The sequence below is a fragment of the Meridianimaribacter flavus genome (genome assembly GCF_004366715.1).
Lineage (GTDB): Bacteria > Bacteroidota > Bacteroidia > Flavobacteriales > Flavobacteriaceae > Gaetbulibacter_B > Gaetbulibacter_B jejuensis.
In genome coordinates this window covers 542,236-562,322 of the sequence record NZ_SOQZ01000001.1, presented here as the reverse complement: position 1 = coordinate 562,322, position 20,087 = coordinate 542,236, and the positions used below count along the sequence as shown (strand labels likewise).

At 34.2% G+C, this 20,087-nt stretch carries 12 protein-coding genes; 5 read left to right on the top strand and 7 right to left on the bottom strand.

Features of this window, described 5'->3' with window-relative positions:
• Nucleotides 1-52: 52 nt before the first annotated feature.
• From A8975_RS02540 to A8975_RS02520, 5 genes are all read right to left on the bottom strand, one after another.
• Nucleotides 53-2,002 carry a glycoside hydrolase family 13 protein gene (locus tag A8975_RS02540; protein ID WP_134198568.1) on the bottom strand — a complete coding sequence of 650 codons (1,950 nt, stop codon included), beginning with the start codon at nt 2,000-2,002 and terminating at the stop codon, nt 53-55.
• A 30-nt stretch (nt 2,003-2,032) separates the two neighbouring features.
• The gene (locus A8975_RS02535; RefSeq protein ID WP_134198567.1) at nt 2,033-4,339 is read right to left on the bottom strand and encodes a glycoside hydrolase family 65 protein; all 2,307 of its coding nucleotides are present in this window, start codon (nt 4,337-4,339) and stop codon (nt 2,033-2,035) included.
• A gap of 39 nt (nt 4,340-4,378) precedes the next feature.
• Nucleotides 4,379-5,035: a beta-phosphoglucomutase gene (pgmB, locus tag A8975_RS02530; protein ID WP_134198566.1), complete on the bottom strand. Its 657-nt coding sequence runs from the start codon at nt 5,033-5,035 to the stop codon at nt 4,379-4,381.
• A gap of 1 nt (nt 5,036) precedes the next feature.
• Entirely contained in the window at nt 5,037-6,416 is a 1,380-nt protein-coding gene (locus A8975_RS02525; RefSeq protein ID WP_134198565.1) for an MFS transporter, read from the bottom strand.
• 133 nt (nt 6,417-6,549) lie between these two features.
• Entirely contained in the window at nt 6,550-7,590 is a 1,041-nt protein-coding gene (locus tag A8975_RS02520) for a LacI family DNA-binding transcriptional regulator (protein ID WP_131506090.1), read from the bottom strand.
• A 306-nt stretch (nt 7,591-7,896) separates the two neighbouring features.
• Here A8975_RS02520 and A8975_RS02515 point away from each other — a divergent pair, with 306 nt between their 5' ends.
• The 5 genes from A8975_RS02515 to A8975_RS02495 all read left to right on the top strand — a co-directional run bounded on the left by A8975_RS02515 (nt 7,897) and on the right by A8975_RS02495 (nt 17,816).
• Nucleotides 7,897-10,827, top strand: coding sequence for a SusC/RagA family TonB-linked outer membrane protein (locus A8975_RS02515; protein WP_134198564.1), 2,931 nt, complete (start codon nt 7,897-7,899; stop codon nt 10,825-10,827).
• A gap of 12 nt (nt 10,828-10,839) precedes the next feature.
• A complete protein-coding gene (locus A8975_RS02510; protein WP_134198563.1) occupies nt 10,840-12,741 on the top strand; it encodes a RagB/SusD family nutrient uptake outer membrane protein in 1,902 nt (633 codons plus the stop codon).
• A gap of 16 nt (nt 12,742-12,757) precedes the next feature.
• Complete coding sequence (locus A8975_RS02505; RefSeq protein ID WP_134198562.1) at nt 12,758-13,960, top strand: SusE domain-containing protein; 1,203 nt, start codon at nt 12,758-12,760, stop codon at nt 13,958-13,960.
• Nucleotides 13,961-14,042: 82 nt separating this feature from the next.
• The gene (locus A8975_RS02500) at nt 14,043-16,883 is read left to right on the top strand and encodes an alpha-amylase family glycosyl hydrolase (RefSeq protein WP_134198561.1); all 2,841 of its coding nucleotides are present in this window, start codon (nt 14,043-14,045) and stop codon (nt 16,881-16,883) included.
• 12 nt (nt 16,884-16,895) lie between these two features.
• The gene (locus A8975_RS02495; protein WP_134198560.1) at nt 16,896-17,816 is read left to right on the top strand and encodes a T9SS type A sorting domain-containing protein; all 921 of its coding nucleotides are present in this window, start codon (nt 16,896-16,898) and stop codon (nt 17,814-17,816) included.
• Between the two features lie 70 nt (nt 17,817-17,886).
• Here A8975_RS02495 and A8975_RS02490 read toward each other — a convergent pair whose 3' ends face one another.
• Together A8975_RS02490 and galK are read right to left on the bottom strand one after the other, a co-directional pair.
• Nucleotides 17,887-18,930, bottom strand: coding sequence for a UDP-glucose--hexose-1-phosphate uridylyltransferase (locus A8975_RS02490; protein ID WP_134198559.1), 1,044 nt, complete (start codon nt 18,928-18,930; stop codon nt 17,887-17,889).
• Between the two features lie 5 nt (nt 18,931-18,935).
• Complete coding sequence (galK, locus tag A8975_RS02485; RefSeq protein WP_134198558.1) at nt 18,936-20,087, bottom strand: galactokinase; 1,152 nt, start codon at nt 20,085-20,087, stop codon at nt 18,936-18,938.

Genomic DNA, 20,087 nt, shown 5'->3' with positions numbered 1-20,087 from the left:
GACAAGTTTGCTTTTATTTTATGGATTCCGCATCGTAGTGCGGAATGACAAATTAATTTAGTTTTGTTGTTAATACTATGGCTCCTTTTTCTTTTAAAGCAATGCTATCTTTCCAAATTACAGTTTCTCCTGTAAATACATTTTTTAATGTTTTTCCTGTTAAACCTAATTCTTCAAATCGGTTTGTGTTCAAATTAAAAGTGTCTTCATTTTTGTTCAGAATATGAACAACTGTTTCGTCATCATTAAACCTTGCTAAAACATAGGTGTTGTTTTCTGGTGCAAAGTGCATGGTTTTTCCATTATGAATGGCTTTAGAGTTTTTTCTAAAATTCATCAATTTAGACACATAACTTTGCATATCTTTTTTAGTTTCTTCCAGATTGTCGCCTGTAAATGCATTTACGGCATCACCTTCCCAACCACCAGGAAAGTCGGTACGAATTAATCCGTGATCACCTGGTTTATCAAAATCATTCATTAAGATTTCTGTACCATAATACATTTGAAACGTACGCGGTAATACAGCCAAATAGCTCAACGCCATTTTCGTGTTGGTAATATCACCTTGTAATTGCGTAAAAATACGGCTCATATCGTGGTTGTCTGGAAACACTAAAATATCTTCAGGTCTTGTATAATGAAAGTCGTTAGCCAATGCTGTGTATATTTCTTTAAGACCAGTTCCCCAAGTTTCTTCATTTTTTAATCCTGCTATAATTTTTTCTTGCATAGCAAAATCCATAGTTGAGCGTAAGTTAGAGTCATAACCATCTGCATTTTGATGACCATCTTGCCAATATCCAATTAACAACGGATTGCTTGACCATTCTTCACCTACAATATTAAAATTTGGATATTCTGACATTATAGCTCCAGCCCAATCGCTCATAAAATCTTTGTCAGGATATGGATAAGTATCTTGACGAATACCACCAAGACCTAGTGTTTCTACCCACCAAATACTATTTTGAATAAGATACTTTGCCATAAACGGATTACGTTGATTAAGATCTGGCATTCCCTGAACAAACCAACCATCGCTCATTTCTTGCTTATCAATTTTTGAAGCATAGCTATCTTGGTTTACCGTTCTTCTATGTGATGAACGTTTTACAATCTCATTGTTCCAATTGGCTTTATTTGCTTCGTAATGCCCTTGGTAATTTACCCAATCACTAAATGGTAAGTCTTTCATCCACCAATGTTCCAAACCGCAATGGTTTGCGACTTGGTCCATAATTAGCTTCATATTATTTTTTCGTAATTCGTCAGCTAATTTTCTGTAGTCTTCGGTTGTACCAAATCTTGGGTCTACTTGATAATAATCAGTAATAGCATAACCATGATACGATGCATGATGCATATCGTTTGTTAGCACAGGACAAGGCCAAACAGCAGTAAAACCTAAATCTTTAATATAGTTTACATGCTCTGTAATGCCTTGAAGATCGCCACCATGACGTGCATAATCATTGGTTCTATCTATGTGCTTTTCGTTTAAATTATCAAACGTATCATTGTTTGGATTAGCGTTTGCAAAACGATCTGGTGTGATTAGATAAATAGCATCTGAACTATTAAACCCTACAAAATCTTCAGCTGATTTTTCTCTAGCTTTAAGCTCGTAAGTTGTTACTAGTTCTTCGTTGTCATCATTTTTAAATATGATATTGAAAGTTCCTGCTTTGGTACTGTTTGAAATGATGACATCTATAAACAGGTAGTTATTGCTTTTTTCTGCTTTACTTACATGTGCAATAGTTACTCCAGAATATTCAATACTTGGTTGGTAACTGCCAATATTTTGATGGTGTACTAATAACTGTAAGCTATCATTTTTAAAACCAGTCCACCAATTAGGTGGTTCTACGCGATCAATATCGTTTTTATCAATCAACGCTTTAGGTTGACTGCTGGCTATTGATGTAGAAGTTTGCTCTTTACAAGACACACTTAAAACCAATAGAAGCATTAAAAATATAGGTGTGTACGTTTTCATGTTAAATAGTTTTAAGTGTGTCTTTACTCATTAAACAGTAACCAAGCTATTAGCTTCAATCGTTACTTTTTTATCGTTTACCAAGATGTCTAAACTTTCGCCACCTTCTAGTTCGAAGTTGGTTTTACCTTGGTTAACATTCACTTTTATGATTTGATTTCTAAAGTTGATTTTAAACGAGTAACCATCCCATTCTTTTGGGATTTTAGGTGAAAAAGACAAGGTATTATCTTTTACACGCATTCCGCCAAAACCTTCAACAATACTCATCCAAGTTCCTGCCATAGATGTAATATGCAAGCCTTCGTGAACTTCTTTATTATAATCATCTAAATCTAATCGCGATGTTCTTAAATAAAACGTATAGGCTTGTTCCATACGGTCTATTTTTGCCGCTTGAATACTATGAACACAAGGTGACAATGAACTTTCGTGAACAGTATATGGCTCGTAAAAATCGAAATGACGCTCTAACTCTTCAGTAGAAAAATGATCTTCAAAGAAATAGAAACCTTGTAATGTATCGGCTTGTTTTATGTAAGGCGAACGCAAAATGCGATCCCAAGACCAATATTGGTTTATAGGACGTTGACTAGCATCTAGCTCATCAACTTTTATTAATTCTTTATCTAAAAATCCGTCTTGCTGTAAGTACACATTATGCTCTTCAGAATATGGGAAATACATCGCATCTGCAACCGATTTCCATTGTGCTATTTCAGCTTTAGACAGCTTAACTTTGTTCATTATTCTAGTAAAGTCTGTATCGTATTCTGCTTCAACTTTACTAATATTTTCAATAGCATAATCTATACACCATTTAGCTATATAGTTAGTATACCAGTTGTTGTTTACGTTATTTTCGTACTCATTTGGACCTGTAACACCTAAAATAACATACTTGTTTTTGTTTGTTGAAAACGTAGCGCGTTGGTGCCAAAAACGTGCAATACCAATAAGTACTTCCAAGCCTTTTTCAGGTATGTAACTGTAATCGTTTGTAAACCTGTGGTAGTTATAAATAGCAAAAGCAATGGCGCCATTACGATGAATTTCCTCAAAAGTAATTTCCCATTCGTTATGACATTCTTCTCCATTCATAGTTACCATTGGATACAATGCTGCGCCATTAGTAAAGCCTAATTTTTCAGCATTCTCAATAGCTTTTTGCAGATGATTATATCTGTACTCCAATAAGCTTCTTGCTACTTTTTGGTCTTTTGTAGCCATGTAAAACGGAATGCAATATGCTTCGGTATCCCAATAGGTGCTTCCACCATATTTTTCGCCTGTAAATCCTTTTGGACCAATATTTAATCTAGAATCTTTTCCTAAATACGTCTGATTTAAATGAAATATATTAAAACGAATACCTTGTTGCGCTTTTACATCACCACTAATGGTAATATCTGCCATATCCCAAATGTTTGCCCAAGCTTGTTTTTGTTGCTCTAGCAAAGTATCAAAACCAAGTTGTGTAGCTGTTGCCAACACTGATTTTGCTGCAGTTACCAATGCGTTTTTGTCATGGTTTCTATCTACAGTGTAACCTCCAAATTTATGAATGGCATAAGTTTCGCCTTGCTTAACATTTTGTTTGTAGCTGTAAGATACTAATGTTGCATCTGCACTAACGTTTGGCTCGATTAATACCGACTTACCATTGATAAAAACCTTTGATTCCATGAATGTGCATGTATAAAAATCGGTTTTCATGGTTTTAGCCTGAATAAACGCTTGGTTATTATCGTGACTTACTTGAGTAGTGTCCCAAAACTTATCGTCCCAGTTGGTGTCTTCGTTTGTAATTCCTGAATCTATATATGGTTGAAATACAATTTCAGCATCACTATTCAATGGTGTTACTTGATAATTGATTACTCCCATTTCGTCTTGGTTAAGACTTAAAAAACGTTTTGCGTTAACCTCTACTTCTATACCATTTTGAAGTGTTGCCTTAAAAGTTCTAGACAACCATCCTTCTTTCATATTAAGTTCTCGCCTAAAATCTTGAACCGTTTTGCACTTGTTTAGGTCTAACTGTTCGCCATTTATTGCTACATTAATACCAATCCAGTTTGGTGCATTAAGTACTTTTGCAAAATATTCTGGGTAGCCGTTTTTCCACCAACCAACACGTGTTTTATCAGGATAATATACACCTGCTATGTAGCTTCCTTGAAAGGTTTTTCCTGAATATTGTTCTTCAAAATTAGCGCGTTGTCCCATGGCTCCATTGCCAATACTAAACAAACTTTCTGATGATTCTACGCGCTCTGCATGAAACCCTTCTTCTATGATTGACCAATTATCTGGTTTAATATAATCTTGGTTCATAATTTTAATATATTGTCTTGTTATCGCTACAACGACAACTTATTTCTTTATTAATTCTTCTATAAATTCTATACTTATTTCAGTGAAATCTTTAAACACATAATCTGCTTCAGATAACACTGTTTTATCACCTATACCAATTGAAATCATATTGGCATTATTTGCTGCTTGAACACCTGCTACAGAATCTTCAAACACAATGCAATTTTCAGGCTTTTGGTTAAGTGCTTTTGCACCTATAAGGAATACTTCTGGATCTGGTTTTGCCTTACTTACATCATTACCATCTACAATGGCTTGAAAGTTTGAAATAAGGTTTACTTTTTGAAGTATTTTTCTGGCGTTTTTACTAGCCGACCCTAAAGCTACGCCTTGATTACTTTCATTAAGATGATTTAAAATTTTTGGCACATCTGGAAGAATTTCGCTTTCTCCCATTTTATCTATGTAGCTTAAATAATCATCATTCTTTTTTGCCATTAATGCCATAAACTCATCTTCTGAAATTGTTTTATTTCCCCAAGACAAGATTTTTTCTAAAGATTTTACACGACTTACACCTTTTAGTTGTTCGTTTTGTGTTTCAGTAAAATCAACATCAATACTATTGGCTAATTTTTTCCATGCTAAAAAATGGTATTTTGCAGTATCTACAATAACACCATCTAGGTCAAATATGAATCCTTTTGTATTCATTTTAATTTATTTCGTTTTCTGGTTGATATGAAATTGCGTCTTTATTCACAATAAACAGGTTGCAAAGTGCTGCTAGAATTAAACTAATACCAGCAACAGTCATAGCATTAATAGCATCTTCACCTAAAAGACTAGACACATAATTAATGCCACCAAGTGCTGCTATAATTTGAGGTATTACAATAAACATATTGAAGATACCCATAATAACTCCCATCTTTTTAGGATCTACGGAACTTGATAACATTGCATACGGCATTGAAAGAATACTTCCCCATGCAATTCCTATTAAAATAAAACAGTACTTTAAGGTTTCTGGTGTTGCATAATACATAGCCATAAACCCTACGCCTCCTAGTATAAGAGAACCCATGTGAACAAATTTTCTGTTTATACGCTTTTTAGATGTATACATTGCTAGTAATAATGCAAATGCCATAGAAGACAATCCATAAACACCCATTGCAGAACCTACCAAGTTTGATGATTTCTGAAATGCTGTATTTGCCGTATCAAAAGCTTCAGCTTGTGATGCATTAGTTAAATCAAAAGCTGCTTCTAATGGTGCAGGTGTTTGAAACACATGCTCTGTAAGCGCAGGATTTGCCATACTCCACATAGTAAAAAACGCAAACCAACTAAAGAACTGTATAAGTCCTAGTTTTTTCATTGTTAGCGGCATTTTGCCTATGTTTTCTAAAATATCTGGAATAAAGCGGTTTTTCTTTTTTCGTTCACGCTCAAATTCCTCCATATCTTCAGGAGGATATTCGGATGTGGTAAATACGGTATATAGTATGCTTATTAAAAACACAACAGCACCAATACCAAAGGCTACTTTTACCGACATTGGCACAACGCCTTTTGGCGCTGCATCGCTAACACCTAGCTGCGATACCATCCAAGGCAAATTACTTGCTATCCAAGTACCAATACCAATAATAAGTGTTTGGACAACAAAACCATACGAACGTTGCGAATTGGGTAGCTTATCTGCTACTAAAGCCCTGAATGGCTCCATTGAAATATTGATAGAAGCATCAAGAATCCATAAAAAACCTGCAGCCATCCACAAAACTGATGAATGTGGTACTAAAAACAGTGCAAGTGAGCTTAAAATAGCTCCGATTAAAAAATATGGACGACGTCTTCCCCAGCGTGGGTGCCAAGTTTTATCGCTTAAATAACCAATAATGGGTTGCACTAATAATCCTGTTAAAGGAGCTGCAATCCATAACAATGGAATAGCATCTTTATCAGCACCAAGTGTTTGAAATATTCGAGACATGAAGCCTCCTTGTAACGCAAAACCAAATTGAATTCCTAGGAAACCGAAACTCATATTCCAGATTTCCCAAAAACTTAAGGAACGCTTTTTCATTAATAGTATAATTTAGATTAATACTATTTTGATAAGCATAAACTCATCAAAACTTATGGTGAGAAGTGAAAATATAAGTTTTGATTTCTGGTGGTAAAGATATAAAAGTTTTTAAATACGCAATGTTAAATTTCTATTTGGTAGATTCTCTTTCAATTAATTCGGTCTCAATTACAACTGTTTGGTAGTTTTCTTCATCGTCTTCATTTTCTAATTTGTCTATCAATAATTCAGCTGCTTGTTCGCCCATAGTTTGCGCATGTTGACTTACCGTTGTTAAACTTGGAGTTGCGTGTTTTGATAAAACTCCGTCAGTAAATCCTATAAACTGTATATCCTCAGGTATTTTTTTCTTTAGCTTTCTGGCTATTTTCATTGCTGTTAGAGCATAAAGTTCATTTACAGCAAAAACACCATCTATCTTTTTATTCTCTTTAAAAAGTTGTTCTATTTCGGCTTCTAGATCTTCTAAATGATCTTCTGAATCTAATTCTTCTACAATTTTTAAAATCAAGTCTGATTGTGGCTCAATACCATGGTCCTCTAAAGCTTCTAAATAACCTTGAGTTCTAAGTTTACCTACACTCACATAGTCTTTAGTAGTAATGATTGCTATGTTTTTACAACCATTTTCAATAAGTTTATTAACTGCTTTTTTAGAGCCTTTTAAATCGTCTACAATAACTTTATCACAATTAACCTCGTTTACAACCCTATCAAACATCACGATTGGCATTCCTTGATTTATGGTTTCGTAAAAATGATGATAATCTTGTTGTGCTAATGTATCTTTGGAAATAGAGAGCACAAAACCATCTATACTACCATTGGCAAGCATTTCCATATTGATAACTTCTTTATTAAAAGATTCATTAGAAAGCCCAATAATAACATTATAACCTCTTCTATTGGCTACTAACTCGATACCTCTTATCACTTTGGCAAAGAAATAATGTACTATCTCAGGAATTATAATTCCAATAGTTTTAGTTTTTCGGTTTTTTAAGCTTAAAGCAATATTGTTTGGACGATAATTATAGAGTTTCGCAAAAGCCTGAACTTTTTGCTTAGTATCATCACTAATTTCGGCACTATTTCTTAACGCTTTTGAAACCGTAGAAATTGACACATCTAACTCTCTTGCAATCTGTTTTAGGGTAATCTTTCTTTTCATATTTTTTTGTACCTTATAAAGGTAAAAATTGCTAAATAATTTTCAATAAACATCTTATTGTTAAAATAAGACTCATCTCAATTTTTTTGAAGATGACAATAAAGGTATTACTTTATTACATATTTAATAATTTTAAGCTGTTTTTTATTGTTTTCTCTCATTTTTAAAAAAGTTTTTAACACGAAAACGTTTTCGCAAGGTAATTAAAAGTACAACTCCAAGAAGATACACAAAATTTACATAGATTTAACATCGAGAAGTGAAAATATACATAGAAAATTAACAAACTAACATTAAAAGTATTGTATGAAAACAACGTTAAATTGCTTACTGTTTTTGTTCTTTATTATACCATCATTTTTGATGGCTCAAAATAGAGTTTCGGGTACAGTAACAGAACAATCCTCATCATTACCCTTACCAGGAGTAAATGTACTAGTAAAAGGTACAACTCAAGGTACAGCAACAGATTTTGATGGGAAATACCAAATTAACATTAATAATGGTGACATATTAGTGTTTTCTTATCTTGGTTACATTACCCAAGAAATCACTTATACAGGACAATCAACAATTGATGTAAGCCTAGTTGAAGATGCTTCTCAATTAGACGAAGTAGTAGTAATCGGTTATGGTAGTGTAAAGAAAGAAGATCTTACAGGTGCTGCTGATTTAGTGACTTCTGAAGACTTTAACCAAGGGCCTATTGTTTCAGCTCAACAATTAATTTCAGGTAAAGTTGCTGGTGTATCAGTTACTTCTGGTAGTGGAGCACCTGGTGATGGTCAAGAAATTAGAATTAGAGGTAATGGTTCTTTATCATTAAATAACAACCCTTTGATTGTTTTAGATGGAATTCCTCTAGACAGTGGTGGTGTAGGCGGTTCAAGAAACCCTCTTAACCTAGTAAACCCTAATGATATTGAAAGCATGGTAGTACTTAAAGATGCTTCGGCAACCGCAATTTACGGTTCAAGAGCTGCTAATGGTATTATTATGATAACAACTAAAAAAGGAAAGAACAACGAATTTAAATTTAATGTTACTTCATCTACAACAGTACACACATCTGTTGATAGAGTTGATGTCTTATCGGCTGACCAATTTAGAGAAGTTGTAACAACTCATCCTAATGCTAATGCAAACACGTTGGCTTTATTAGGCAATGCTAATACTGATTGGCAAGAAGAAATTTATGCTACTGGTTTTGGTCAAGACCATACTTTTAGTGCTTTGGGTAGCGCTTTTGGTGTTCCTATGAGAGCTTCGTTAGGATATTCTGATCATGATGGAATTCTTAAACGTGATAATTTTAAAAGAACAACTGCCTCGTTAAATTTAACTCCAACTTTTTTAGAAGATCATATAAAATTAGAATTAAATGCAAGAGGTAATTATACCGAAAACTTATTTGGTAACAGAGGAGCAATAGGTTCAGCTAGTACTTATGCGCCAACTCAACCTGTTTACGACCCTAACTCTCAATTTGGAGGTTACTTTTCTTGGATTGATTCTGCTACAGGGTTTCAACCAAGTTTAGCAGGAACAAACCCAGTTGCTCTTTTAAATTTAGTTGATGACGAATCAGAAGTAAGACGATTTGTAGGTAATGCTAAAGTAGATTACAAATTACATTTCTTAAATGACCTTACTGCTACTGTAAATGTTGGTATCGACAAATCTAATAGTCATGGTCGTATCATAACTTCTGAGCTTATCCCTACCGCTGATCAAACATGGAACGGTTCAAGAAGCACATATAATAATGAATCAACTAATAAGTTATTTGATGCTTATTTAACGTATAATAAAACTTTAAATGACGTTCACAACTTAAATGCTGTAGCAGGTTACTCTTATCAATCGTTTGAATATGATAATTACAGCTATAATAGTGAAGACGAAGAAGATGGTAACGATTTTGAATTCTACGACAGTTCTAAAAATGTATTACTTTCTTATTTTGGGCGTTTAAACTATGATTTTGATGGTAAGTACCTTGTAACTGCAACCTTAAGAGCTGATGCTTCTTCTAAATTAAATCCTGATGATCGTTGGGGATATTTCCCTTCTGTAGCATTAGCTTGGAATATTCATAAAGAGGATTTCATAAACTCTAATGGTTTTTTAAATGAACTTAAACTTAGAGCAGGTTATGGTGAAGTTGGAAACGTAAACGGTTTAGGTGACTATGGCTTTTTAACTAGATATACAGTAAGTCAATCATCTGCAAACTATCAATTTGGAAACTCATTTTACCAAACTTACAGACCTGACCCAATCAATGAAGACCTTAGATGGGAAATTGGTAATACTTTAAATATTGGTTTAGACTATGCGTTATTAGACAATAGAATTTCAGGTTCTGTTAATGCATATCTTAAAAAGACTAAAGATTTAATTGCATTTGTTTCTATTGATCCATTTACAAACTTTGGGAGCAGCATTAACAAGAATATAGGTGATATGGAAAATAAAGGTATTGAATTCGCTTTAAACCTTACACCTATTAAAACTGACGATTTTGAATGGAACATTAACTACAATGTTGCCTTTAATGATAACGAGATTATTAGCTTACCTTCAGATATTGAAACTGGTGGAATTAGTGGTGGTGTTGGTAATAACGTACAACTTCACAGAGAAGGTGAATCTCCTTATAGTTTTTACGTATTCCAACAAGTATATGACACTGATGGAAACCCTATAGAAGGCGCTTTTGTTGATAGAAATGGTGATAATGTTATTAATGATGCTGATAAGTATTTATACAAAGATCCTTATGCAGATATCATTATGGGGCTTAACACTAACATAAGCTATAAAAATTGGGATTTAGCAGTAGTAACAAGAGCTAATATAGGTAACTATGCTTATAACAATGTGGCTTCTGGTAACTCTTACCTTAATGGTGTTATCCCAACAACTAATAACTTCTTATGGAATATCCACTCAGATTATTTAAGTACTGGTTTTGAGAATCAATCAGATGAAAAAAACTTTTTAAGTAGCCACTGGATACAAGAAGCATCATTCTTTAAAATAGATAATATCACTTTAGGATATACCATAAACAATGCTATTAAAGATGCTAACATAAGACTTTATGGCTCTATGCAAAATGTTGCAACCATAACAGATTATGACGGTATAGATCCAGAAATAAATGGCGGTATAGATAACGGATTTTACCCTAGACCTCAATCATTTACATTTGGAGTTAATATAGATTTTTAAAAAAATTGACTTATGAAAAATATAATTAAACAACTAATTTGTATAGTAGCTATATCATCTGCCATGGTATCATGTCATGATGATTTAGACCAATTACCTACTGATCCAGATATCTTTTCTGAATTAGATGTATTCGCAAATGCTACTGAAGCTCAAAGTGCTCTAGCAAAACTTTATGCAAGTTTAGCACTTACTGGACAAGATGGTCCTGCTGGAAACCCTGATATTTCTGAAATTGATGAAGGTTTCTCTCAATATTCTAGAATGTTATTTAACCTAAATGAATTAACTACCGATCATGCTGTTGTAGGTTGGGGAGATCCAGGTTTACCTGATTTACATGGACAATACTGGTCTGCAAGTAACGATTTCACAGGTGCTATGTATTTACGTTTAGCACAAGAAGTGTCGTTTTGTAACTCATTTATTCAAAACGCAAGTAACTTAAGTGATGACGTAGTGCAAACCTATATTGCTGAAGCTAGATTTCTACGAGCTTTTGCTTATTATAACCTAGCCGATTTTTATGGTAATGTACCTGTTTTAACCGAAATTTCTACAACACTTCCTACTCAAAATACAAGAGAAGAAGTATTCAACTTTATTGAAGAAGAACTTCTTGCAATACAAGATCTTTTACCAGAATCTAACGAATATGGAAGAGTGGATAAAGTAGCTGCTTGGGCATTACTATCTAAGCTATACTTAAATGCTGAAGTTTGGACAGGAGTTCCTCGTTATAATGACTGTGTTACATTTTCAAACAACGTTATAAACTCTAGTTACACAATTAACATGAATGATGCCAATGGTAACGGAACAGCTTATGACGAATTATTCTTAGCAGACAATGATACTAATGGAGCTCAAAACGAATTCATTTTCACACTTAATTTTGATGGTCTACAATCGCAAACCTACGGAGGAACCACTTTCTTAGTTCATGCAGCAATTGGTGGTTCAATGGATCCTACAGCTTACGGTGTTAATGGTGGTTGGGGAGGCCTTCGAGTTACCAAAAACTTAGTTAATAAATTTGAGACTGGAGAGATTGATATCGACAACTTAAACGGCTCTTTAGGAGGAACATTATCTGATTGGGGACTTGTAGGTGATGCAACTGAAAATAGTTGGGATGGTCCAGACATGGAAATGTTTGAAACTGCAACTAATCAATATGCCCTTTACGCTAACTTAACTTCTGGTGAATTAAAATTCAGATTTAATGAAGATTGGGGGCAAAACTATGGAGACAATGATACTGATGGCACTTTAGAGCCAGGTGGAGCAAACATACCTATAGCTGCTGATGGAACTTATCTTATAACAATGGATTTAGATGGTTTAACATATTCTATTACCGAAATAGTTCCTTCTGGAGACATGAGAGGAATGTTCTATACTGATGGACAAGAGCTTGAAATTGAGAGCATCCCTCCTTTTAGCAATGGTTACGCAACTACTAAGTTTAAAAACATTGACTCAAGTGGAAGCCAAGGAAATGATAGTAGTGGTGAATTTGTTGATACAGATATACCTGTAATACGTCTGGCAGAAATCTACTTAAATTATGCTGAAGCAGTAATACGAAGAGATGGAGCAGCAGATCAACAATCAGTTAATTTAATAAATGAATTAAGAGAACGTGCTTATGGTAACTCATCTGGGAATATTTCCATTGGTGATTTAGATGAAGATTTCATCCTTGATGAGCGCTCAAGAGAATTATACTGGGAAGGTCAAAGACGTACAGACTTGATTAGATACGACTATTTTACAACATCTGACTATTTATGGCCTTGGAAAGGGAATCAACCGAACGGAGTTTCTACAAGTTCATTTAGAAATGTATTCCCAATCCCAAGTAATACCATATTAACAAACCCTAACTTACAGCAAAACGAAGGTTACTAATTAAAAAATCTAAACAATGAAAAATATAAAAATTTTAGCATTATTGATTATAAGTGTAATTGGCTTTAATGCTTGCGAAAGCGATGATAGCCTTACTTATATTGCACAACCAACAGGAGAGTTTACATTTTCTAACTCATTCTTGTCTGAATACACATTAACAACAGCTACATCTAGTAATCTAGGTGAAAGATTTACTTGGGATGATGCAAATTTTGACATTCCAACTAATGTTACTTACGAAATGCAAAAATCAATCACTGGAGATTTTACTGATATGGAAGTATTAGGTTCTACCAGTGCAAATGAATACACGTTAACTATTGGTGACTTATTAGGTTTTGCAAGTGAAGCAGGTTTAGATAATGACCCAAGCACTGAGAACCCTGACACAGGAACTGTTTCTTTTAGAGTTCGTGCTTTTATAGGAGCTGACTCTTCTGAAGAATTACTTACACCTTCTCAAGCATTAACACTTGTTTTACCTGAAGCAGCCAGTGGAGAACCTGTTTGCGAATTCGACCAACTTTGGGGTGTTGGAGCTGGACTACCAAGCGCTGGTTGGGGATGGACAACTCCTGAAAGCTTTAACTGTATTGGAGATGGTGTTTATGGTGCAAATGTAAACCTTCAAAACCTTGGTGGTGCTGAACCAAATAACAACTTTAGATTCTTTACTGTAGAAGGTGATTGGGCTTCTGGTAGAAACTACCCTTGGTTTATTGATGAAGGCTATACCATAGATGCTAACTTTGAAGATGCAATGGATGGTGATAACAACTTTGCTTTTGTTGGTACAACTGGTACTTACTATTTAGAAATTGATTCAGCTAACAAAACTATAACATTAGACGATCCACAACCATTAGGTGTATGTGAATTTGAAAGACTTTATGGTGTTGGAGCAGGATTACCAACTGCAGGTTGGGGATGGGCAACTCCTGTTAATGTACTTTGCTCAGGAGATGGTGTATATTCGGTTTCTGTAGAATTGCAAAACCTTGGTGGTGCAGAACCAAACAACAACTTTAGATTTTTTACTGTTGATGGTGATTGGGCTTCAGGCAGAAACTATCCTTGGTATGTAGATGCTGGTTATACTATCGATGCTGATTTAGTAGATGCAATGGATGGTGACAATAACTTTGCTTTTGTTGGTACATCTGGAACTTACACCTTAACCATCGATGATAACAATATGACCATTACTTTAGAATAAAAGTCATACCAAATTAATTAAAGATTTAGATAAAAGGTTGTGGCATTTACCATGACCTTTTATTTCTTAAAATTAATAAACCATGAAAAAAACTTTACTTTTACTTTTCTTACTTGCTTTTACAAGTTTACATGCGCAACTTTCATGGCAAGGAGGAACTAACCCAGAAGAAAATGACTCTGCAACACTTTTGTTTGATAAAACAGGTACAGGGTTAGAGTCTTATTCTGGAACTATTTATGCTCATACTGGTGTAACTTTAGATGATACTGATCAATGGCAGAATGTTATTGGTACTTGGGGAAGCAACAGTACACAACCAGCTTTAACTCTTGTTTCAGGAAACATCTACGAACTAGACCTAACACCAACAATAAGAGATTTTTACAATAACCCTACAGGTTCTATCACCTCAATTAATGTTGTTTTTAGAAGCGACGACGGATCTCAACAAACCGTTGATCTTGAAATTAGTGTAGGTGCTTTTCAAGTAACCATGATTAATCCTGCGCCTAGTGCTAACGGTGTTGTTATAGTTGACAATGGTGGTGGAACTCAAATTTTAGCCCAAAACAGTAATGGTCCTGCTAACTACGAATTATTTGCTAATGGTGTTAGCATACATACTCAAAACAATACAACATTTTACAACGGTTATTTTTTTTCTGGATTAACCGAGAATCAATATTGTGAATTGGTAGTTACTCAAGGTGCTGCAACTACTTCTCGTTCTTTTTTAATTCTAGTAAATAGCACTATCGAAGAAAGTATACCTTCAAACCTTGAAGACGGAATAAATTATAATGATAGTGACCCTACAACAGCTACATTAGTTATCGATGCACCTAATAAAGATTTTGTGTATGTAGCAGGAAGTTTTAATAATTGGGAGCCAACCTCTACTCATGCAATGAAAAAAGACCCAAGCTCTAGTAAATTTTGGGTAGAATTAACTGGTTTAACTTCTGGTCAAATAGAAACTTATCAATATTGGGTTGGCAGCTTAAACCCTATTGCTGGTTCACCTAAATTAGTTAAAACAGCAGACCCTTATTCAACACTTGTACTATCTCCTTTTGATGATCCATGGATTTCTGCTACTACATACCCTAACTTGCCTGCCTACCCTGAAGGTCAAGAGCGCGAAGTAACTGTTTTAGAAACTGGTCAAACACCTTACGCGTGGCAAGTAACTAACTTTCAAAAACCTAAAAAAGAAGATTTAATCATCTATGAGGTATTAGTACGCGATTTTGACCAAGACAGAAATTTTCAAGACTTAATTGACAAGGTCGATTATTTTAAAGACCTTAACGTTAACGCAATTCAATTAATGCCTGTAATGGAATTTGAAGGCAATGAAAGTTGGGGATACAATACTTCATTCCACATGGCTTTAGATAAATTTTATGGCACTGAAGAAAAGTTCAAGGAATTAGTAGATGTTTTCCATCAAAATGGAATTGCAGTAATTCTTGATATTGCTTTAAACCATGCATTTGGAAGAAACCCAATGGTACGTATGTGGATGGACGATCCTGATGGTGACGGCTGGGGAGAACCAAGTAGCGAAAACCCATATTTTAATCAAGTTGCAAAACATAGTTACAGCGTAGGTTCTGATTTTAATCATCAGCAAACAAGAACTCAATATTATGTTGAAAGAGTTGTAAAACATTGGATAGAAGAATTTAACATTGATGGCTTCCGCTGGGATTTAACAAAAGGATTTACACAAAACTGTGAAAATAACGAAGGTTGTACAAACACTTACCAACAAGATCGTGTAGATATTTTAAAGCAATATGCCGATTATTCTTGGAGTTTAGATGATACTCATTATGTAATTTTTGAACACTTAGGTCAAGATAACGAAGAACAAGAATGGGCTAATTACAGATTGAATGAAGATAAAGGTATTATGATGTGGGGAATTATGAACCATGATTACAACGAGCTTACAATGGGCTATCCTGCAGATATTAACAGAATGGGTCACGTTGCAAGAGGTTTTAATGCTCCTAGAGTAGTTGGTTATGCTGAAAGTCATGATGAAGAACGCTTAATGTATAAAAACCTTCAATTTGGTAATAGTAGTGGAGGATATGATATTACAAACCTTAACACTGCACTTGAAAGAATGTCTGCTCTTGGAGCTGTTACACTTACTATTCCTGGTCCAAAAATGATTTGGCATTTTGGTGAATTAGGCATGGAAAACTCAATTTTCACCTGTAACAATGGCACAGTTAACGAACCAGGAGGTACTGATGGTGACTGTAAACTAGACACCAAACCACAACCTCAATGGGTTAATAACTGGATTGGTGACACTAACAGAAGTCAAATTTATAACGATTGGGCTAGGTTAAATGAATTAAAAATCAACGAAGATGTATTTGAAGGCAACTATTCAATAGATTCAGGAGATACGACACCTCGAATCTATATTTGGGATGATGCGCTTCCATCAACTAGTTTGAAAAACGTAGTTATATTAGCAAATTTTGATGTAACTGCTCAAAACATTGTTCCTGATTTTCCTTACACTGGGACTTGGTATGATTTAATGGATGATTCAGGCAGCACAACAATTACTGTTTCAAGTACTACTGCTACTATCAACATTCCTGCTGGAGAATTTAGAATTTATGGAAACCAAGCTTCAACTTTAAGCATTGAAGATTTCTCATCACTATCAACTCTTAAAATGTTCCCAAATCCTACTTCAAATTCTTTCAAAACTAATAAAACACTTGATAAAGTTTTGATTTACAACACCACTGGTAAACTGATCTACACTTTTGATGGAGGATTCGAAAAAAATCACGAGTTTAATGTTTCTAATCTGTCTCAAGGATTGTATATGGTTAAATTAGAAAGTAATTCTAACACTACAACTAGAAAACTAATTATTAACTAACATCTATAACTCATGAAGAAACTTTATACTTTAGCTTTAAGCTTTTTATCATTTGGTTTGTTTTCTCAAACTACAGTTCAGTATCCTCAACAGGCAGAAAACTATAACGCGTTTTTTTCTGATAGTGGCGGACATTTTAACCAAAACTCTGATGAGTTTGGTATGTGGGCTAATGGTGGCGGAGCAAAACAATCAGTAGCTTGGAGATCATTTACTGAAACTGGTCTACCTGGAGGAACACCTTCTACAATGGCTGTTGGTGATAGCTTTACAATTACTATTTCTGCTACCCAAGCGTCTTATGGACAAATTGGAGTTGCTCTACTATCGAATCCTTCAACATCATCTTGGGACGATAGAGTGAGTAACTATGCTGTTCAGGTAAACTTAAATGGAAACAGTGGAGCAAATGATCCATGGGAAGTTGTTTCAAATGGCGGTACAATAAACGCTTCTTCAATTGGAGGTTCTACAAATTATGCTGATTTTAAATTTCAGTTTACTTTAAATTCTGCCAATACTATGACAGTATCAATAAACGATGGTGCTGAAGTTTTTAATATCACATTAAATAATACTGATATTACTGGTTATTCTGTTTATTTTGCTGATGACTGGAATGGAACCGCAAATGCCAATATTTACTGGAAACCTGTTACTGAGTACACTTATGCTTCAACCTTAAGTATAAATGATGTAAATGTTTTTCCTATTAAATTACATCCAAACCCAGTTAATGATTCTTTCAAAACTAATAAATCATTAAATGGACTTCATATCTATGATATTACTGGAAAACTAGTAAAATCATTTACTGGTGAGTTTACTAAAAATGACAGCTATGATATTTCGAGTTTAACTCAAGGTATGTATTTAGTAAAAATAGAAAACGAAAACGGTGAGTCCATTACATCAAAACTTGTAAAACTTTAATTGATATAATAGTAATTTGAATTAGCCTTAAAAGCTTTCCATTAAACTTGGAAAGCTTTTTATTTTTATGCTAAAAATGTTTTGCAGTATATAAATTATCTGCCAAATGTTTAAGTGTTTGAGCAGCGGTTTCTGGTGTAATGTCGCGTTGTGCCATACCAAACATTTCATAACCTACCATAAACTTTTTTACGGTTGCGCTTCGTAATAAAGGCGGATAAAAACTCATGTGCCAATGCCAATGCTCATTATTTTCATTGTTAGTTGGTGCTTGGTGTATTCCGCTTGAATATGGAAACGAGGTATTAAACAGTTTATCATAAATTTTGGTCAATACCGAAATAGCTTCAGCAAACAAAATAGTTTCTTCTCTAGGCAACTCAATAATATCTTTTTGAGGTTGCTTAGGCACTATCATTGCTTCATAAGGCCAAATAGCCCAAAAAGGTACCAAAACCACAAAGGCTCTATTTTCGAAAACTATTCGCTCTTTAAGTTTTAATTCTTGTTTTAAATAATCCTGCAGTAAAGTATTATTGTTTTGTTTGTAGTAAGTTTTTTGATGAATATCTTTTTTTGAAACCTCATTTGGCAAAGTAGATTGACTCCAAATTTGACCATGCGGATGCGGATTGCTACAGCCCATTACCGCACCTTTATTTTCAAAAATTTGCACATAATTAATATTAGATTGCTTCCCTAAAGACGTAAATTCACTTTGCCAAGTATGAATTACTTTTTGAATATCCTTTACATTCATATCTGCTAAGGACTTGGAATGGTCAGGGCTAAAACAAATTACTTTGCAAATACCTTGTTCTGCTTCGGCTTTTATCAATCCGTCGTTGAGTGAGAATTGTTTAGAATCTTTTTGAAGTGCCGAAAAATCATTAACAAATACAAACACATCTTCATAGTCTGGATTTTTTTCTCCATTAGCTCTTGTATTTCCAGAACACAAATAACAATCAGGATCATGTGTTGGTCTTGTCTCTTGATTTGCATCTTCCTCCTGTCCTTGCCAAGGCCGTTTTGCTCGATGTGGAGACACCAAAACCCATTCACCTGTTAATGGATTAAAGCGTTTGTGTGAATATTCTTGTGTATTTTCCATAGCTATTAATTATTAGTAAAATGTGTGCCTTGAGATAGTTTGACAAAATAGATGGAGCATTCTTTCTTAAAAGTTTTTCTATATTTTTTAGAAATATCATCTGAAAACGACTTTACAGCTTCAGTTTTAACAAAGTTGATAGTACAACCACCAAAGCCTCCACCCATCATTCTTGCTCCAATTACAAGAGGATTATTTCGAGCTTCATCAACTAAAAAATCTAATTCTTTACAACTAATTTTAAATTGATGTTGTGCACCATAGTGCGCCTCAAAAAGCAGTTTTCCAAAACCCAAAACATTTTTTTCTTCAAGCATTTTTCCTGCTTTCAAAACGCGTTCATTTTCTTGGATGATGTATAAAGCTTTTTGATATTCATCTTCAGAAAGTTGATACTTAATGCTGTTAAGCATGGCTTCAGTAGCATCTCTTAAAAAATTTACACTTAGCAATTTTGCTACTTTCTCGCATACGTCTCTTCGATCATTGTATTCGGCATCTACCAAATTATGACTCACATTAGTATTGATAAGCATAACCTGATAATCCTTAAACTCTAATGGATATGTTTTTGCTTTTAGTGTTCTGCAATCAAGTAATAATGCTCTATCCTTTTCACCAAACATGCTCGCATATTGGTCCATAATACCACATCGTACACCAACGTAATTATGCTCAGCTTTTTGGGAAATTTCAATCATTTCCTTTTTAGACAACCCAAGATTAAACAATTCATTTAACCCAAAAATCACACTGTTTTCTAAAGCTGCTGAAGATGACAAACCAGCTCCTTTTGGGATATCACCACCAAACACAAAATTGAAAGGTTCTAGTTCTACACCTCTCTTTTGTAATTCGCCTACAACACCTACAACAAAATTTCGCCATTGACCATTAGCAATTGGCTTGATTGTGTTTAATGAAAATTCGTACTCCTCGTCTAAATCATTAGCTATTACAGTGCAATATGGTTTTTCAGCTTTTTGTATTGCTCCAACAATACCTTTGTTTATTGCGGCAGGAAACACAAATCCTTCGTTATAATCGGTATGTTCACCAATTAAATTTATGCGTCCAGGTGAATGCAACACTAAAGGTTGAGTTTTAAATTTATCTTGAAATCTTTTTACGATTTCTGCTGTTAACTTTGGATTCAT